The 16,343-nt window shown below is 47.1% G+C and carries 15 protein-coding genes, 2 tRNA genes and 1 pseudogene; 14 read left to right on the plus strand and 4 right to left on the minus strand.

What is annotated here, in order from left to right; translation table 11 throughout:
* The first annotated feature begins 39 nt into the window (after nucleotides 1-39).
* The 4 genes from HRR27_RS01825 to HRR27_RS01840 all read left to right on the plus strand — a co-directional run bounded on the left by HRR27_RS01825 (nucleotide 40) and on the right by HRR27_RS01840 (nucleotide 4,502).
* Nucleotides 40-330, plus strand: coding sequence for a heavy-metal-associated domain-containing protein (locus HRR27_RS01825; protein ID WP_173270027.1), 291 nt, complete (start codon nucleotides 40-42; stop codon nucleotides 328-330).
* A 23-nt stretch (nucleotides 331-353) separates the two neighbouring features.
* On the plus strand, nucleotides 354-2,585 hold the full coding sequence (parC, locus tag HRR27_RS01830; RefSeq protein ID WP_173270030.1) for a DNA topoisomerase IV subunit A: 2,232 nt from the start codon (nucleotides 354-356) through the stop codon (nucleotides 2,583-2,585).
* Between the two features lie 324 nt (nucleotides 2,586-2,909).
* A complete protein-coding gene (locus HRR27_RS01835) occupies nucleotides 2,910-3,752 on the plus strand; it encodes a motility-associated protein (RefSeq protein WP_173270033.1) in 843 nt (280 codons plus the stop codon).
* Between the two features lie 3 nt (nucleotides 3,753-3,755).
* Nucleotides 3,756-4,502: an OmpA/MotB family protein gene (locus HRR27_RS01840; protein WP_173270037.1), complete on the plus strand. Its 747-nt coding sequence runs from the start codon at nucleotides 3,756-3,758 to the stop codon at nucleotides 4,500-4,502.
* On the opposite strand, the gene HRR27_RS01845 is transcribed toward HRR27_RS01840, so the two are convergent.
* The 4 genes from HRR27_RS01845 to hemA all read right to left on the minus strand — a co-directional run bounded on the left by HRR27_RS01845 (nucleotide 4,480) and on the right by hemA (nucleotide 8,576).
* The gene (locus HRR27_RS01845; RefSeq protein WP_173270040.1) at nucleotides 4,480-5,265 is read right to left on the minus strand and encodes a HesA/MoeB/ThiF family protein; all 786 of its coding nucleotides are present in this window, start codon (nucleotides 5,263-5,265) and stop codon (nucleotides 4,480-4,482) included. The genes HRR27_RS01840 and HRR27_RS01845 overlap by 23 nt on opposite strands.
* A 9-nt stretch (nucleotides 5,266-5,274) precedes the next feature.
* Nucleotides 5,275-6,132, minus strand: coding sequence for a peptide chain release factor N(5)-glutamine methyltransferase (prmC, locus tag HRR27_RS01850; protein ID WP_173270044.1), 858 nt, complete (start codon nucleotides 6,130-6,132; stop codon nucleotides 5,275-5,277).
* A gap of 3 nt (nucleotides 6,133-6,135) precedes the next feature.
* Nucleotides 6,136-7,227 (minus strand): peptide chain release factor 1, encoded by a 1,092-nt coding sequence (prfA, locus tag HRR27_RS01855; RefSeq protein WP_173270047.1) that lies wholly within the window; start codon nucleotides 7,225-7,227, stop codon nucleotides 6,136-6,138.
* A 71-nt stretch (nucleotides 7,228-7,298) separates the two neighbouring features.
* A complete protein-coding gene (gene hemA / locus HRR27_RS01860) occupies nucleotides 7,299-8,576 on the minus strand; it encodes a glutamyl-tRNA reductase (protein WP_173270050.1) in 1,278 nt (425 codons plus the stop codon).
* Between the two features lie 426 nt (nucleotides 8,577-9,002).
* Here hemA and HRR27_RS01865 point away from each other — a divergent pair, with 426 nt between their 5' ends.
* The 10 genes and pseudogenes from HRR27_RS01865 (at nucleotide 9,003) to HRR27_RS01905 (ending at nucleotide 16,273) form a co-directional block, all read left to right on the plus strand.
* Nucleotides 9,003-10,853 carry a tetratricopeptide repeat protein gene (locus tag HRR27_RS01865; RefSeq protein WP_173270053.1) on the plus strand — a complete coding sequence of 617 codons (1,851 nt, stop codon included), beginning with the start codon at nucleotides 9,003-9,005 and terminating at the stop codon, nucleotides 10,851-10,853.
* 110 nt (nucleotides 10,854-10,963) lie between these two features.
* Nucleotides 10,964-11,038 (plus strand) — tRNA-Gln (locus HRR27_RS01870).
* A gap of 57 nt (nucleotides 11,039-11,095) precedes the next feature.
* Nucleotides 11,096-12,052, plus strand: coding sequence for a ribose-phosphate pyrophosphokinase (locus HRR27_RS01875; protein ID WP_173270056.1), 957 nt, complete (start codon nucleotides 11,096-11,098; stop codon nucleotides 12,050-12,052).
* 271 nt (nucleotides 12,053-12,323) lie between these two features.
* Nucleotides 12,324-12,911: a 50S ribosomal protein L25 gene (locus HRR27_RS01880; protein ID WP_173270059.1), complete on the plus strand. Its 588-nt coding sequence runs from the start codon at nucleotides 12,324-12,326 to the stop codon at nucleotides 12,909-12,911.
* A gap of 36 nt (nucleotides 12,912-12,947) precedes the next feature.
* Nucleotides 12,948-13,523, plus strand: a complete 576-nt coding sequence (pth, locus tag HRR27_RS01885) for an aminoacyl-tRNA hydrolase (protein WP_173270063.1) — start codon at nucleotides 12,948-12,950, stop codon at nucleotides 13,521-13,523.
* 49 nt (nucleotides 13,524-13,572) lie between these two features.
* Nucleotides 13,573-14,664, plus strand: a complete 1,092-nt coding sequence (gene ychF / locus HRR27_RS01890) for a redox-regulated ATPase YchF (RefSeq protein ID WP_173270067.1) — start codon at nucleotides 13,573-13,575, stop codon at nucleotides 14,662-14,664.
* A 59-nt stretch (nucleotides 14,665-14,723) separates the two neighbouring features.
* Nucleotides 14,724-14,800, plus strand: a tRNA-Met gene (locus tag HRR27_RS01895).
* A 223-nt stretch (nucleotides 14,801-15,023) separates the two neighbouring features.
* Nucleotides 15,024-15,473 (plus strand): tyrosine-type recombinase/integrase, encoded by a 450-nt coding sequence (locus tag HRR27_RS01900; protein ID WP_173270069.1) that lies wholly within the window; start codon nucleotides 15,024-15,026, stop codon nucleotides 15,471-15,473.
* 17 nt (nucleotides 15,474-15,490) lie between these two features.
* Nucleotides 15,491-15,568: pseudogene (locus tag HRR27_RS12950) on the plus strand (hypothetical protein); the annotation flags it as partial.
* A gap of 24 nt (nucleotides 15,569-15,592) precedes the next feature.
* Nucleotides 15,593-16,273, plus strand: a complete 681-nt coding sequence (locus HRR27_RS01905; RefSeq protein WP_173270071.1) for a tyrosine-type recombinase/integrase — start codon at nucleotides 15,593-15,595, stop codon at nucleotides 16,271-16,273.
* The last annotated feature ends 70 nt before the right edge of the window (nucleotides 16,274-16,343 follow it).

Consider the following 16,343-nt stretch of genomic DNA (forward strand, 5'->3'; position numbering starts at 1 on the left):
CGCGCTTCTGCATTTCCCTTAATCGTAAAGGAGCAAGACATGGAATATCACATTCACGTGGAAAACATTAAGTGCGGCGGCTGTGTCGCGTCGATTAGTAAAAATCTCAGTGCATTGGCTGGGGTAGACGCTGTGCAGGTGAATGTTGAAAAAGGTGAAGTACGTTTTGAGAGCAGTGCGCCAGCCGAGGTGATTTTGGCGCAAGTCAAAACCGCGTTATTAAAAATGGGGTATCCTGAGCGCGGCTCGCTTGAAGGTATGCAAGCAGTTGGTGTTAAGGCTAAATCGTTTGTATCTTGTGCGATTGGTAAAATGGCTAAATCGGAATAAAGCGTTAATTAAAGGGGCAGTGTGTGGATCAACCCACGATGAACTATGAAGGTGTCGAACAGCGCGGTGTGGCGGAATTTGCTGAACGTGCCTATCTCGATTATGCGATGTACGTCATTCTCGATCGAGCGCTACCGCACATCGGCGATGGGCTTAAACCGGTGCAGCGCCGTATTTTGTACGCCATGTCGGAATTGGGCTTAAAAGCCACGGCAAAATTTAAAAAGTCGGCGCGTACTGTGGGCGATGTGCTCGGTAAATTCCATCCGCATGGTGACTCTGCGTGTTATGAAGCGATGGTGTTGATGGCGCAGGATTTCTCTTATCGCTATCCGTTGGTTGATGGACAGGGTAACTGGGGGTCGTTGGATGACCCCAAATCATTTGCTGCAATGCGTTATACCGAAGCCCGTCTCTCTAAATTTAGCCAGCTGTTATTGCAGGAAATAGATCAAGGAACCGTCGATTGGACCGCTAACTTTGATGGCACCATGGATGAACCTACGACCTTGCCAGCACGTGTGCCACATGTGCTGTTGAACGGGACTTCGGGGATTGCGGTGGGCATGGCGACCGATATTCCACCGCATAATTTACGCGAATTGATTGCTGCCTGTGTGGCGTTGTTGGATCAGCCAGATTTGAGTTTGGATGCACTGCTGGAGTATCTTCCCGCACCGGATTACCCGAATAAGGCGCAAATCATTAGTAGTTCTGAAGATTTGCGCGCGATGTACCAGACGGGACATGGATCGATAAAACAGCGCGCCGGTTATCTTCTTGAGGACGGCGTGAACGTGGTGATTGATGCTCTGCCGTATCAAGTCTCTGGTGCGAAGGTGTTAGAGCAAATTGCTAATCAGATGCGCGCCAAAAAATTGCCGATGGTTGTTGATTTGCGTGACGAATCAGATCATGAAAACCCCGTGCGCTTAGTCATTGAGTTACGTTCTAAGCGAGTTGATGCCGAAACCACTATGCTGCACTTGTTTGCCACCACCGATTTAGAAAAAAGCTATCGCGCGAATTTTAATGTCATTGGCTTAAACGGTCGCCCACAGGTGAAAAACCTGCATACCCTGCTGAGTGAATGGTTGGAATACCGTAAAGAGACGGTGCGTCGACGTTTGCAATATCGTCTCGACAAGGTCTTGGCGCGACTGCATATTTTGGATGGCTTGCTGATTGCCTTTTTGAATATTGATGAAGTGATTGCCATTATCCGTGAAGAAGATAAACCCAAACCGGTTTTGATGGCGCGTTTTGCCCTAAGCGATACACAAGCCGAAGCGGTATTGGAGTTGAAGCTTCGACATCTGGCGAAACTTGAGGAGATGAAAATTCGCGCTGAGCAAGACGAGTTGGCGCAAGAGCGTGACCGTTTAGAGAAAATTTTGGGCTCAGCAGCACGCTTAAAAACCTTGGTGAAAAAAGAGTTATTGGCGGATGCTGAAGCTTACGGAGATGAGCGTAATTCTCCATTGATTGTAGCCAAAAGCGCGCAGGCGATGAGCGAGCAAGACCTATTGCCTTCCGAGGCCGTGACGGTGGTTTTGTCTGAAACTGGTTGGGTGCGAGCAGCCAAAGGGCTGGATATTGATGGGCTGAATTTGGGTTATAAATCGGGTGATGCGTTTTTGGCGCAATGCAGTGGCCAAAGTCGTCAAGTGGCGGTGTTTTTGGACAGTGCTGGACGCAGTTATTCACTTGCCGCGCACAGTTTGCCATCAGCGCGTTCTCATGGTGAACCCTTAACTGGACGTCTCAATCTGGCGGCCGGTAGCCAGTTTACGCAAGTATTACTGGCGAATCCTAAAGATAAATTTGTGCTGGCGAGTAGTGCAGGCTATGGTTTTGTGACCGAGTTCGAAAATTTGTACTCTAAAAACAAAGCGGGTAAGGCGATGTTGACTTTGCCGAAAGGGGCCAAAGTTTTGACGCCTACGAATGTGGTTGAAGACACCCTGTTGGCGGTGGTCACCAGTGAGCCAAGAATGCTTGTGTTTGCGCTGCATGAACTCCCAGAGTTGGCTAAAGGGAAAGGGATTAAGCTGATTCAATTGCCTAAGGGGGAGGAGGTTAATGCGATTTGTGCGTTTGGTGAAAACGATAAATTGAATCTCAAGACGGATAAGTACGAGAAGCTTTTTGGGCCTAGTGCGTGGCAAGAAGCTTTGGCCGGTCGTGCTAAACGCGGCATAGTACTCCCGCGAACGTTGAAGAAAGTTATATCGATCGAAAAAATAAAGAGCTAGGAACTGACAGAACACGTCCAAATGACTTAAGGCTCAGAAGCATTTAACTGCGCAATGCGGGTGTTTGGCTTCTGTTTGCCTCCTGTATGAACCTGACAAAAACAGGCAAGCCAGTGCGGAAGACAATCGGGACTTGTTCTGTGTGTCCTTAGTACGTTCTTGCTAAACCGGAGTCTTTTCTTAAGGTTTTCAAGAGGGAGCCGTTAAAGGTTACAGTCACTTTAGCGTATTGTGGCTTGTTATGTGCTTGCACTAAATCTCTATTTCATTTTGTTCATTTCAGCAGGCGAGAAGTTGTCTTCTTTGCCTGTAATTAGGTCTTTTATGATAGCTAAGCCGATTGCCTTATTTATTATTATCGCCAGTTTTCTTGGCGGTTTTGTGTTGATGGGCGGTAACCTGTCTGCTTTGTGGCATCCTTCGGAATTGGTGGTTATTCTGGGCATTGCGTTGGGCGCATTTATGGCATCTACGCCGGTTAATGTTTGGATGCGTACCCTGCATTTTGTCGGCCGTTTTTTTGCAGGAGAGCGAGTCTCAAAACAGCTTTATGCAGAAACCTTAGGGTTATTGGAGGAGTTGTCGCGTCTGTCGCGTGGTGCAGGTGTTTTGGCATTAGAAAAGCATCTAATTGCGCCGGAAGACAGTCCAATTTTTACGCAGTATCCACGCGTGTTAAAGCACCCTGACTTAAAGAAATTTATCACCGAGAATTTCAGTTATTTGCTGCTCAATCCTCCCGCATCACAAAGTTTTCATGAGCATTTGGCGAAACAGATCAGCACCATGACCAACTCAATGATGGAGGTGCCGCGTGCAGCGGGTAAGGTGGCGGATTGGTTGCCTGGTTTTGGTATCGTTGCGGCGGTCATGGGGGTGATTTTGACTATGGATATGCTGGGTGGCGATATGGATGTCGCCGTTATTGGCGGGGCGATTGGCGCGGCTTTGGTTGGGACTTTAACCGGCGTGTTTTTGGCTTTTGCGATTTTGGCGCCCTTTGTGCATTCGGTTGAAATTATGGTACGCCAAGATCGCACTCTGTTTGAAATGGCGGCCTCGTTTATGGTGGCTTATGCAAATGGCGTGTCGCCCAGTTTGTCGGTCGAAATTGGTCGGCAAATTGTGCCGCCAGAATTTGCGGTGCCTAGAGAAGAAGAGGCGTAATCCATGTCGGATATTGATGAAGGAGGCGCACACGGCGGTGCTTGGAAAATCGCTTTAGCCGATTTGATGACGGTCTTAATGGTGCTGTTTTTAGTGCTTTGGTTGATTTCGATTGTCGATCCCAAAGATCGCCAAGCTTTCGTCAATGCAATGCAAGGACAGCCGCCGATTGGGGCAGAAATTGAAGATGAAAAATTGTTTACTCCGCAAGTTGATTTAATTGATTTACAGATGAAACCGCCCGTTTCACGGGAGGAATTGCAAAAAGCCTTGCAAGAGGTGAATCCAAAAGATGTGCAAATCGAAGAAACAGATGATTACGTGAAAATTACCCTGTTTTCCGATAGTTTTTTTGAAAGCGGTCGGGCCACGATTAACGATGCAACGCGTGAACAGCTCGAGAAGCTTGGTGAAACTTTGGCTGGACGAGATCAAACAATCACCATTACCGGTTATACCGATACGCTTCCGATTAATAATCTGATTTTTCCATCCAACTGGGAATTGTCTGCTGCGCGTGCCGCAACGGTCGCGCGTACATTTATTGACATGGGGTTGACGGCCTCACAAGTGACCATTGCCGGTAAGGCGGACAACGACCCTGTTGCCGAGAATGATACCCCTTACGGTCGTTCTTTAAACCGTCGAGTGATTATTTATGTGGATAAACGCCCAGAAAAGTCTGCGAACAGCGCAGTTCCCAATGGCGTGCCAACGGGTAATCCTTTTAAAGCGGGTCGCGTTCCGTAAGTGCGGATGAACAGTGCGCGCACTCTGGGTCTTTTTTGAGATTCAAGGTGCGAATCATCATGCTATAAGCATCAATCAACATGAGTTTACCGGTTAAGGTTGGCAGGCCGAGCAAGGCTTTAATGGCCTCTATCGCTTGCATGGAGCCAATCATGCCGACCACTGGAGAAAGTACTCCGTTTTGCGAACAGGTGAGTTCTTGGCCGCTGTCTTGCGGATACAGGCATTGGTAGCAAGGGCTGTCTGGATTACGAAAGTCGTAGGTACTGAGCTGGCCTTCCCAGCGAATTGCTGCGCCGGAAATCAGTGTTTTTTGCGCTGCACGACACGCACGATTTAATGCAAAGCGTGTGGCAAAGTTGTCGCTACAGTCTAAGACGACATCGGCTTCTGCAATCAGGGGTTCCAGTGCCTCTGGGCTGAGCTTCTGTTCGATGCAGTTAATCTCAATTAAACGATTCAATTGCGTTAGATTGCTTTTGGCGGAAGCCACTTTGGCTTGCCCAATATTCGCTTCGCGATGCACGATTTGGCGTTGCAGATTGGAGTCGTCTACCGTGTCAAAATCCACCAGGGTTAATTTTCCGATGCCGGCGGCGGCGAGATAGAGCGATGCGGGGGAACCTAAACCGCCTAATCCAAAAATAACGGCATGGGATTGCGCCAAGGTCAGTTGGCCGGCGTAGTCGATTTCGGACAGCAGGATTTGCCGACTATAGCGAGAAAGCTCGGCGTCATTGAGTTCGGTTTTGCTTAAGTTCATACGCTTTTCCTATGCGCTCGGTTTTTGCCCGTAAGTCACTCGGTCGTTACCGGCGTAATCTTGCCGGCTGTTAATTTCCACAAAGCCGTGCTGTTGTAAGATGGCTTGCACTGCCGAGGCTTGATTATAGCCGTGTTCAAAGGCAAGCCAGCCCGCTGGATTTAAGTGCGCTGGCGCTTGCGCGCTGATTGCGCGAATGTCATCCAAACCATCGTTGCCCGAAGTCAGTGCGCTTCTCGGTTCAAAGCGTACATCGCCTTGTTGCAGGTGTGGGTCTTGTTCTTCGATATAGGGCGGATTGCTGACAATCAAATCAAATTGTTGATCGCCAAGGGGTTGGCACCAAGAGCCTTGCAGCAAGGTTACCGGCAGTTGCAAGGTGTCACTGTTGTGTTTGGCGATAGCTAAGGCGGCGGCAGAAAAATCCACCGCGGTTAAGCTGGCTTGTGGCTGTTCGAATTTAAGCGCCAAAGCGATGGCGCCGGTTCCAGTGCCCAAATCGACAATCGCCGCTTGCGGTTGTTCTGCTATTAAGCTTAAGGCGACTTCCACTAAGGTTTCGGTGTCGGGGCGTGGAATTAAGGTGTCTTGGCTTACTTTGAGTTTGAGTCCCCAAAATTCGCGCTCGCCAGTCAGATAGGCTATGGGGGTGCCAAGCAGGCGTGCGCGGCATAGTTCGCGGAACTCGACAATCATCTCGTCATCGACGATTTTTTCCGGCCAAGTAAACAGATAGGTTCGGTCTTTTTGCAGCAGGTGTGCGAGCAGAATTTCGGCTTCCAGTTTGGGTGAGTCGACAAACGCACAGTGGGTAAAACTTTGAGTCGCTTGCGTAATGACCTGTTCAATCGAGTAGCCGATTTGCATCGTTTAGTTGCCTTCGGAGTTTAGGCTGGCAAGCTGTTCTGCTTGATGCTCTTGAATTAATGGTGTTATGACGTTATCTAAACCGCCGTTCATCACATCGTCTAATTTGTATAGGGTCAGGTTGATGCGGTGGTCAGTTACGCGGCCTTGTGGGTAGTTGTAAGTGCGGATTCGTTCTGAACGGTCGCCACTGCCGACCAAGCTTTTACGTTCTTGTGCAATCGCAGCATCGTGTTTTTGCTGTTTGGCATCCATAATCCGCGCAGCCAAGAGGGACATGGCGCGGGCGCGGTTTTTATGTTGCGAGCGTTCGTCTTGGCATTCGACCACTGTTCCGCTGGGAATATGGGTAATGCGGATGGCTGAATCCGTTTTGTTGACGTGCTGTCCACCCGCACCGGAAGCGCGAAAAGTGTCTACTTTCAAGTCGGCAGGGTTGAGTTCAACCTGTTCGACATCCGGCGCTTCGGCCATGATGACGACGGTGGCCGCAGAGGTGTGTACTCGGCCTTGGGTTTCAGTCGCCGGAACGCGTTGTACACGATGTGCGCCGGATTCAAATTTTAGGCGCGAGTAGGCGCCGTGGCCGATAATGCGTGCGATGATTTCTTTGTAACCACCGTGTTCACCTTCATTGGAGTTGATGACTTCAACTTGCCAACGCATCGTTTCAGCAAAGCGTGAATACATTTTAAATAAGTCGCCGGCGAAAATGGCCGCTTCGTCACCGCCGGTTCCGGCGCGGATTTCTAAGAAAATGTTGGCGTCGTCGCGTGGGTCTTTTGGCAATAACATGGTTTGTAAATCACGCTCAAAACCTTCTAATGCGGCTTTTAATTGTGGAATTTCTTCTTTGGCCATCTCCGCCATTTCGGCATCGCCAGAGCGCAATAGTTCGTTGGCGTCGGCTAAATCGGTTTCGGCACCGCTATAGGCGTTGAATGTTTCGACCACCGGTGAAAGTTGGGCGTGTTCACGGGTCAGCGCGGTAAATTTTTGTTGATCGCTCATAATGCCCGGATCGGAAATCAGATGGTTGAGCTCTTCTAAACGCTCCACAAGGGTTTCAAGTTTTAGACGAATCGACTGTTTCACGGCGGTAATCTCTTAAAAATCGGTTAAATGGGCTTAGGCGGTTTGGTGCTAGGGCGCACAATTGCGCTGCGCTATTTGTTGCAGACTGGGTCGTTGCGACAAATGAGCAGTTCCGATGCACTCTCAATGAGGGCTTGGTTGCCTTCTATTCCGGCTTGGTTGAGCTTGGCGGTTGGGGTGTGCAGCAGGCGATTGGTTAATTGGTTAGCAAGGCGTTTAATCACGGTTTCGGCATCATTACCTTGTTCGATTTGATGGAGTGCGTGCTCTAAAGCCTGGGTTTTGATTTGCATCGCTTGCTGACGATATTCTTGAATAATGGGTTTTACACGAGCGATTGCGTTCTGTTGGGCCATGAAGTTGAGCGCTTGCAGCTCAATGATTTCCTCAGCTTGCAGCGCGGCAGTTTGCCGAGATTGCTTGTTGCTTTCAATGATTTCTTGCAAGTCGTCTACCGTATACAAATAGACATTATCAAGATTGCCTATGCTGCTTTCAATGTCGCGCGGAACGGCAATGTCAACCATAAACATCGGACGATTTTTGCGTTTTTTGAGCGCAGTTCTAACTTGGTCGCGTTTCAGAATTGCATAAGGACTGCCAGTTGAACCGATGACAATATCGGCTTCATGCAAGTGGTCATCTAATTCGTCCAGTTGAATGCCATAACCTGCAACGCTTTCAGCTAAACGATGAGCGCGTTCAAAGGTACGATTGGCAATAATCAGTTTGCCAATATTCGCTTCTTTTAAATGACGGGCGACAAGCTCAATGGTTTCCCCTGCGCCGAGAAGTACGGCCGTTTGTTCGCTTAAGTCGCCAAAAAATTGTTTGGATAGCGATACCGCAGAAAAGGCGACTGAGACCGGACTGGTTCCGATAGCGGTGTCGGTACGGACTTGTTTGACGGTCTTAAAAATGTGCTGAAACAGGGTATCCATGGTTTGATGAATACTGTCGTTTTTGTGCGCTGTGTTATAAGCGTCTTTGATTTGTCCGAAAATTTGCGGCTCGCCCAAAACCAGAGAGTTAAGCCCTGAAGCAACGCGCATAATGTGTTTAACTGCATCGATATCTTGATATTGGTAAAGATAAGGTTCAATGCTGTGCGCGGGTAAGCCAAAAAATTCGTGCAGCCATTGTTTGACTTTTTCGGCATCGACAGCGTCTTTTTGGGTGCTATAAATCTCGGTACGGTTGCAGGTTGAGAGAATGATGCACTCGGCAACGAGGGATTCGTTTTTTAATTCTTGGAAAGCTTTTCTTGCCAAATCCGCGGTAAATGAGACAGTTTCACGGATATCAACAGGAGCCGTTTCGTGATTGACACCGAGTGTAATTAGCTTCATATTAACTGTTTACCGTAGACCCAAAAGCGCACAAAGACGCATCCAAAGAGGCGTAATTCTGCTAAATTATTGGGCTAATTGCAAGTTTTTGTCGGCGTGTAGGCTTGCCTTGGGGTGAAGGTTACGTCAGTCGTAATGAGGTGTTGCCGATAAATCAAATGTGCGAGGGGCGCTTTCCTTTCGGTAAAGGTTTGAGAACTCGTTACAATCATCAGGATTTTATCAATCTTAGTTACGTCTTTAGGTGAAATTCATTAGACTAATTTATTCTTTTAAATAGATAAGATTCTATTCATTGAAGCCAATGGCGTGTGGCTTTAATGTGCGCTTGAACACTTGAGTTTGCTCCGTCGCAGTTAACGCTTAGTCGCTGATTGGGTATTTATCTCTATTACATAACACCGCTGCCAAAAAATTTGAGACGTTATGAAAACAATATTGCCAAAGTTTATGTTTGCTTCTTTTTCGAGAGCCCATACCGTGCCCTTGAAGCGCACGGCCTTACGCTCATTATTATTGGGTACTGGCTTGTTAGCCATGCAGGGCTGTGCCTCGGTGGATGCCGGCACGCCGGTGGCGGATGGCTCTCAACTTAGCCAGCCAGCGGCGCTTAGTGACAGCGCAAATTCGGCTGTGCCGGCGGATAAGGTGGTGAGTAACTTTATCGTGCAGAAGCGCTTGTCCGCTGACCAGATGTTTATGTTGTTGCAGGCAGAGATGCGTTTAAAACGAGGCTTGCCAGAGCAGGCTTATCAAATTTATCATCAACTTGCGCAAGAGACGCAAGACCCAGAAATTGCACAGCACGCTTTTAATGTGTCGATGACGACGTTTCAGCCGCAAAACATCAGTGAAGCGGTAAAACTGTGGCGTACGATTGATCCGAATGTTGAAGGGGCTTGGCGCGCCAGTTTTGTGTTGAGTCTGCGTGCGGGCGATGTATCGGCGGCGTTTACGGAATGGCAAAAATACGCGGATTTGACGGCCGCTGGGATTGATCAGGATATCTTAGTTGCCGCTAAGCGCGCCAGTTCGGCAATGGTCGGTGATTTGACTTTTGCGCAACAATTTATGCAGCGTATTGTGGATGAGTATCCCCAGCAGTGGGCGAGTTATCTTGGGTTAGGAATGATTGCGGCATCGCAGAAGGATTTTGCACTGGCGTTGCAGTCGTTAAAAAAGACGCTGACTTTTACCGAGTTTGGCGAGAAAAGCCAAGTGTATTCGCTCTTAGCCCAGATTTATCTGCAGATGGGCGAGTATCAAGAGGGCGTGACACAATTACGCAGCTATGCACAACAGTATCCGGATGATACTGAATTGCAAGAGCGTTTGGCGCGTTTGGAAGTTCAGGCTGGTATGAATCAAGCTGCACAGGCGCGTTATCAGCAAATTGTCGAGCAGAATCCTCAGCAGCATTCGGCGAAATTCGCATTGGCGCTGTTGCTCTTAGACAGTAAAGATTTTGAAACCGCGAAAACACTCTTTAACCAACTTATGGAAATCAGTGCTTATCAAGAAGTGGCTAATTACTATTTGGGCTATGCTTTGCAAGAGCAGGGGCAAAATAAAGAGGCCTTAGCGTATTTTTCCAAGGTGGAATCTGCGGTTTACAAAACGGATGCGTTGTTGCATCAGGCAGAAATCTATTTTTCGCAAAATGACAAAGCACAAGCGTATGAGCGTTTGCAGCAGGTAGATGTTAGTGTGCAAGCAAATCAGATAAAAATGTTGCTTGCGAAAGCCATTTTTTTACGTTTAGAGGATCAGTATCAGCAGTCAGTTGATACGCTGACGGAGTTGTTAGAAATTCAACCCGATCATCAACGTGCTTTATTGGAACAAGCGAACTTGTTTTATTTTTTAGAACGCTTTGCTGAGTATGAAAGCAATATGCAGCAGTTGTTGCATCTCGATCAAAACAATGTCGACGCCTTGAACGGGTTAGGTTATTACTATGCGGAAAATGGCATTAATCTAGCGCAAGCGAAAACCTTAATCGAACGTGCTATCCAGATTGAACCGGATAATTTCTTTATCCTGGATAGTATGGGGTGGGTGTTGTTTCAGCAAAAAGAGTACAATCAGGCGGTGCAGTATTTGGAAAAAGCGTACGCTGTAGAGAAAGATGAAGTGGTTGCTGAACATTTAATTCGTGCATATTGGATGGCAGGTATGAAAGAGAAAGCACAGGGAATCTGGATTGAGTACCTTGAGCGTTTTAAACAAAATCAAGCACTTATCGATTTACAAGAATGGATTCAGCAAGGTAAATAATTGACGGGATGCGTAATGGTCAAAAAGTTTAGTTTTTTTGTAAAAAAAGAGTTGAACTTTAATTTAATGGCTGTATCATACGCACCTGTCTCGAATGACACAGATACAACAGGGATGTGGCCAAGTGGTAAGGCATCTGGTTTTGATCCAGTGTACCGCAGGTTCGAATCCTGCCATCCCTGCCATTATCTGCCTTCCGAATTCCCCAAATCATTTTTTTCCTCTCAACAGGAGCGCCTTAAATGGCTACTAAAAATGTCATGATTTTTGCGGGAAACGCAAATGTCAGTCTCGCAGAAAAGATTTCTGAATACTTAGATATCCCTCTCGGCAAAGCAGACGTTGGTCGTTTCAGTGACGGCGAAATCATGGTCGAAATCAAAGAATCTGTTCGTGGTCAAGATGTTTACGTCTTACAACCAACTTGTACTCCAGAGCCTGCTGTAAATCTGATGGAAATGTTAGTGATGATTGATGCGCTTAAACGTGCTTCAGCTGGTCGTATCACTGCCGTTATTCCTTATTACGGTTTTGCGCGCCAAGATCGTCGCCCTTATTCTGCCCGTGTACCAATTACCGCTCGACTTGCTGCAGATATGATTACTGCCGCTGGTGCGAATCGTGTTGTGACCGTTGACTTGCACTCTGATCAAATTCAAGGTTTCTTTGATGTTCCAGTGGATAACATTTATGGTTCTCCGTTGTTGGTTGAAGATATGAATAAGACCCAAGACTTAGCAAATGTCACGATTGTATCACCCGATATGGGTGGGGTTGTGCGTGCTCGCGCTGTGGCAAAAGCGATTAATGCGGATATGGCAATTATCGATAAACGCCGTCCAAAAGCCAACGTAGCGCAAGTGATGAATATCATCGGTGAGATAGAGGGTCGTGACTGCATTATTATTGATGATATGGTCGATACAGCAGGCACGCTATGTAAAGCGGCCAGCGCGCTGATGGAGCGAGGAGCAAAAAGTGTTTCCGCTTATGTGGTGCATGCGGTACTTTCTGGTCCAGCGGTTGAGAATATTCAAAACTCAGTGCTTAAAGAGTTGGTTGTGACCGATTCGATTCCTGAAAGCGACGCGGCACGTAAGTGTGAAAAAATACGCCGAGTTTCCGTTGCTAATTTATTGGGTGAAACCATTCGCCGAATTAACCAAGAAGAGTCGGTTACTGCGCTCATGGCACACTAAGCGGTCTAGTCGGTTTTTATTGAAAAAGCGCCTTTTTAGGCGCTTTTTGCTTTTTAGGTTTGGCCTGTTGTGCGCTGCTTTTAAGTCCGCGGGTGTGGGTGTTTAGCGCAGTTCCGAGCTATTGGCCTGTCGGTCTTGGCTAAGGTATTGAAAAAGCGGTGGAAATTTTTGGTTTTTTTAGTATAATCCGCGCTTTGCTTGTGTTTGGTCGCGAACATGAGTTGTATTTAATTTGATAAACCATGAAGTTTATCTACTTTGGAGAAAAACAATGAGCCAAAATTGGACAGCAGTAACCCGTTCTCAGGAAGGGAAAGGTGCGAGCCGCCGCCTTCGTAACTCGGGTAAAGTACCTGCAATCATTTATGGTGGCGATAAGCCAGCCGTTTCTGTTGCATTTGAAGGCAACTTTGTTGCACACGTCTTTGATAACAAGGATATGTACAACACCGTGGTAACCGTTGACGTTCAAGGCGGCGACGCAGAACAAGTTATCGTTAAAGATATTCAGCGTCACCCTGCAACCAACATGATTTCTCATATGGATTTACAACGCGCTTCTGGCGATTCTGTTGTGACTAAAAAGATTCCATTGAACTTCGTTGGTAAAGCAGTTGCTCCAGGTGTGAAGATGGGTGGACTTATGTCTTTCCTACAACCTTCTGTTGAAGTACGTTGTACTGCGAAAGACTTACCAAGCTCAATTACCGTTGATGTTTCTAAAATGGAAGCTGGCGACAGCTTGCGTCTATCTGAGTTAACTATGCCAGAAGGTGTCATCCTGACTGCATTGACTCACGGTAATACCGATTATGACCAATCGGTTGTAAATATCAGTAAGCCTAAGCGTAAAGGGTAATTTCCCCTTATCGCTTAACACTGAGAGCCAGCGTTTATGTCACAGATTAAATTGATTGTCGGTCTAGGTAACCCAGGCGATAAATATGATTTAACACGGCATAATGCTGGTTTTTGGTTTGTGGATGAAGTAGCGCGACAATACGGCGCGGTATTTCGCCCAGAGACCAAATTCTTAGGGCATGCGGCACGTGTGCAGAGCAACGGACTTGATTTTTGGCTATTAAAACCGGCGGCCTTTATGAATCGCAGTGGCCAATCGATTGTCGCTTTAGCCAATTTTTACAAAATTCCGGTCGAATCCATTCTTGTCGTACACGATGAATTGGATCTGCCGCCTGGCAGTGCTAAGTTAAAAAAAGCCGGTGGGCATGGCGGGCATAATGGCTTGCGAGACACGATTGCTTCGATGGGGCAAGATTTTATACGCTTGCGCCTGGGTATCGGGCATCCAGGGCATCGCGATCAAGTTGTGGACTACGTTCTGAAAGCACCCGCAAAAGCCGAGCGTCAGATGATTGATGATGCCAGCTACCTCGCCAGTAAAGTCATTCCAGAACTGATTTCTGGGCAGCTTGATAAAGCAATGATGACATTGCACACCAAGTCTTAAATAAACCTTCTTTTCTTACCTACCTGCAACGCAAGCGAGGATATCTCTAATGGCAATTAAATGCGGTATTGTTGGTCTACCAAATGTTGGTAAATCAACCCTTTTCAACGCCTTAACCAACGCCGGAATCGAATCAGCAAACTATCCGTTTTGTACCATTGATCCAAATATTGGCGTTGTTGCTGTTCCTGATCCTCGCGAGCAAAAACTTGCGCAAATCGTCAATCCAGAGCGCATTATGTCGGCCACCGTCGATTTTATGGATATTGCTGGACTGGTTGAGGGTGCATCGAAAGGTGAGGGGCTAGGAAACAAGTTCTTACAAAATATTCGCGAAACTGACGCTATCGTGCAGGTTGTTCGCTGCTTTGAAAATGACGACATTGTGCACGTCGCTGGTAAAGTTGATCCGATCTCAGACATTGAAATCATAAATATGGAGTTAGTGTTAGCGGATTCTGAATCATTAGAAAAAAATGCAGTGAAACAGCAGAAACTGGCGAAAAGCGGCAATAAAGAAGCACAAGCGCGTCAAGCATTGTATGAGCGTGTTTTAGAAGAGATTAAAGACGGTAAGTTGATTCGTTTGGTTGAACTCAATGACGATGAAAAATTGCTGTTACGTGATCTGCAATTGCTGACAATCAAACCGATGATGTACATTGCCAACGTTAATGAAGACGGCTTTGAGAACAATCCGCTACTTGATAAAGTTCGTGAAATTGCCGAGACGCAAGGTGCGGTCGTGGTTCCGGTTTGTGCCGCTATCGAAGCAGAAATCGCCGAGTTAGATGACGAAGATAAAATTGAATTTCTAGAAGAAATGGGTCAAGAAGAGCCCGGACTTAACCGTGTTATTCGCGCGGCTTATGAATTATTGGGTCTGCAAACCTACTTTACGGCAGGCGTAAAAGAAGTGCGTGCATGGACGATTAAAAAGGGTGCCACCGCACCCCAAGCCGCTGGCGTAATTCATACCGATTTTGAAAAAGGCTTTATTCGTGCAGAAGTGACCGCTTATAACGATTTTGTCGAATTTAAAGGCGATAACGGCGCAAAAGCCGCGGGCAAACAACGTTTGGAAGGTAAAGAATATATCGTTCAAGACGGTGACGTCATGCATTTTAGATTTAATGTATAAAAAAAATCGAAATAGGGTTGACGATAATTATATTTTCCATATAATACGCACCACATTTAGGCTACATAGCTCAGCTGGTTAGAGCACATCACTCATAATGATGGGGTCCCAAGTTCGAATCTCGGTGTAGCCACCATATACCTAAAGACCCGCGTCCAAAGCGGGTTTTTTTATGCCTTCAATAACGTAAAATCAATAACTTAGCGTCTATTGCACTCTAACGCGGTCCATTCTGACTCATGCAAGCCACGAAAAAAGCGGGTAATATTGAGGGTAACGTTTTGAGTGTTACCCGCACCCCCTAAAACGTTACCCGCTTTTTTTTGCTGAAACCGTGATAGGTTCAAAGGTGCCCCGCCATGCTAACCGATACAAAATTGAGAAAACTCAAGGCCGCTGATAAGGTCTATAAAGAGACCGATTCAAACGGTCTGTATGTTGAAGTACGCCAAACCGGTAAGAAGTTCTTTCGCTTTCGTTACCGCCACCCCCAAACCAGAAAAGAACAGGTTTTAACCCTTGGTGAATATCCGGCCCTAGGGTTAGCGCAAGCGCGCACCCTGAGAGATCAAGCAAAAGAGGCGCTCGCTATTGGCCAAGACCCAAGCGAGCAGAAACAGCAAACCAAGGCAGAACAAAAAAACATCGAGCAAGAGAGCACGCGCCTAGCCAATCGTATGACGTTTGCACAGCTTTACGATGAATGGTTAAACCACATGGCCGAAAGTTGGCAATATTCCACCTTGAAAAAGAACAGGGGGCGAATTGAGGGGCATTTAATCCCGCGCCTTGGTGATTTTACCCCCTAGAAGAAATTACGCCCGAGATTGCAAGGGATGCGCTCAAGGGGGTTGAGGCCACCGGCAAACTGGAAACCCTGAGAAAGGTAAAACAGTTCGCAACTAACATTTTTCAGTACGGGGTCGGGATGGGCCATTGTTTACGCAATCCGGTTAGAGACCTGCCGAACAATATCTTTAAAAAGGTGAAGCGGGAAAACTTCCATAATTTGACCGATAGCAAAAGCCTTAACCGATTATTGAATGATGTAGCCGAATACAACGGAGATATAAGCACCCGAGTAGCCCTAGAGGTGCAAGCCTATATCTTTTTACGGCCCACGGAGTTAGCGGAACTCGAATGGCAGTTTGTTGAACTGGATAAGGGGCAAATCATCATACCGGCCGAATCTATGAAAATGGACCGCCCCCATGTGGTGCCGATCAGTAAGCAGGTGAAACGCTTATTAGAGCAACAACAGCAATACAGCGGGCACGGCCGGTATGTTTTCCCAAGCCCGCACAATATGGGCAAGCCGTTAAGTAGCCAAACCTTAAACGCGGCTTTGCATCGGATGGGCTACCGTGGCAAGCATACCGCCCACGGCTTTAGAGGTACGGCTAGCACGCTGTTAAATGAAATGGGCTTTAATTCTGACTGGATAGAGAAACAGCTAGCCCATGAAGAGGGCAACAAGGTAAGGGCAAGCTACAACAAGGCCGAATATTTACCGGAACGCGCCAAGATGCTACAAGTGTGGGCCGATTACCTAGACAGTATTAAAGCCGGTGCCGATGTGGTGCCGTTGCATGGTCGCTTAAAAGGTTAAATAGCAGTTTGTTATAAGTAACCTTTATCAAAATGGGGGCGGGTTAAGCCCCTTTTTTGTGTCTGTGTGT

Source organism: Thiosulfatimonas sediminis (assembly GCF_011398355.1).
GTDB classification, from domain to species: domain Bacteria; phylum Pseudomonadota; class Gammaproteobacteria; order Thiomicrospirales; family Thiomicrospiraceae; genus Thiomicrorhabdus; species Thiomicrorhabdus sediminis_A.

Coding starts and splice junctions, on each gene's coding strand:
- HRR27_RS01825 (WP_173270027.1), top strand. CDS start 40: ATGGAATATCACATTCACGTGGAAAACATTAAGTGCGGCGGCTGTGTC.
- HRR27_RS01835 (WP_173270033.1), top strand. CDS start 2,910: ATGATAGCTAAGCCGATTGCCTTATTTATTATTATCGCCAGTTTTCTT.
- HRR27_RS01840 (WP_173270037.1), top strand. CDS start 3,756: ATGTCGGATATTGATGAAGGAGGCGCACACGGCGGTGCTTGGAAAATC.
- HRR27_RS01845 (WP_173270040.1), bottom strand. CDS start 5,265: ATGAACTTAAGCAAAACCGAACTCAATGACGCCGAGCTTTCTCGCTAT.
- prmC (WP_173270044.1), bottom strand. CDS start 6,132: ATGCAAATCGGCTACTCGATTGAACAGGTCATTACGCAAGCGACTCAA.
- hemA (WP_173270050.1), bottom strand. CDS start 8,576: ATGAAGCTAATTACACTCGGTGTCAATCACGAAACGGCTCCTGTTGAT.
- HRR27_RS01865 (WP_173270053.1), top strand. CDS start 9,003: ATGAAAACAATATTGCCAAAGTTTATGTTTGCTTCTTTTTCGAGAGCC.
- HRR27_RS01875 (WP_173270056.1), top strand. CDS start 11,096: ATGGCTACTAAAAATGTCATGATTTTTGCGGGAAACGCAAATGTCAGT.
- HRR27_RS01880 (WP_173270059.1), top strand. CDS start 12,324: ATGAGCCAAAATTGGACAGCAGTAACCCGTTCTCAGGAAGGGAAAGGT.
- pth (WP_173270063.1), top strand. CDS start 12,948: ATGTCACAGATTAAATTGATTGTCGGTCTAGGTAACCCAGGCGATAAA.
- ychF (WP_173270067.1), top strand. CDS start 13,573: ATGGCAATTAAATGCGGTATTGTTGGTCTACCAAATGTTGGTAAATCA.
- HRR27_RS01900 (WP_173270069.1), top strand. CDS start 15,024: ATGCTAACCGATACAAAATTGAGAAAACTCAAGGCCGCTGATAAGGTC.
- HRR27_RS01905 (WP_173270071.1), top strand. CDS start 15,593: ATGGGCCATTGTTTACGCAATCCGGTTAGAGACCTGCCGAACAATATC.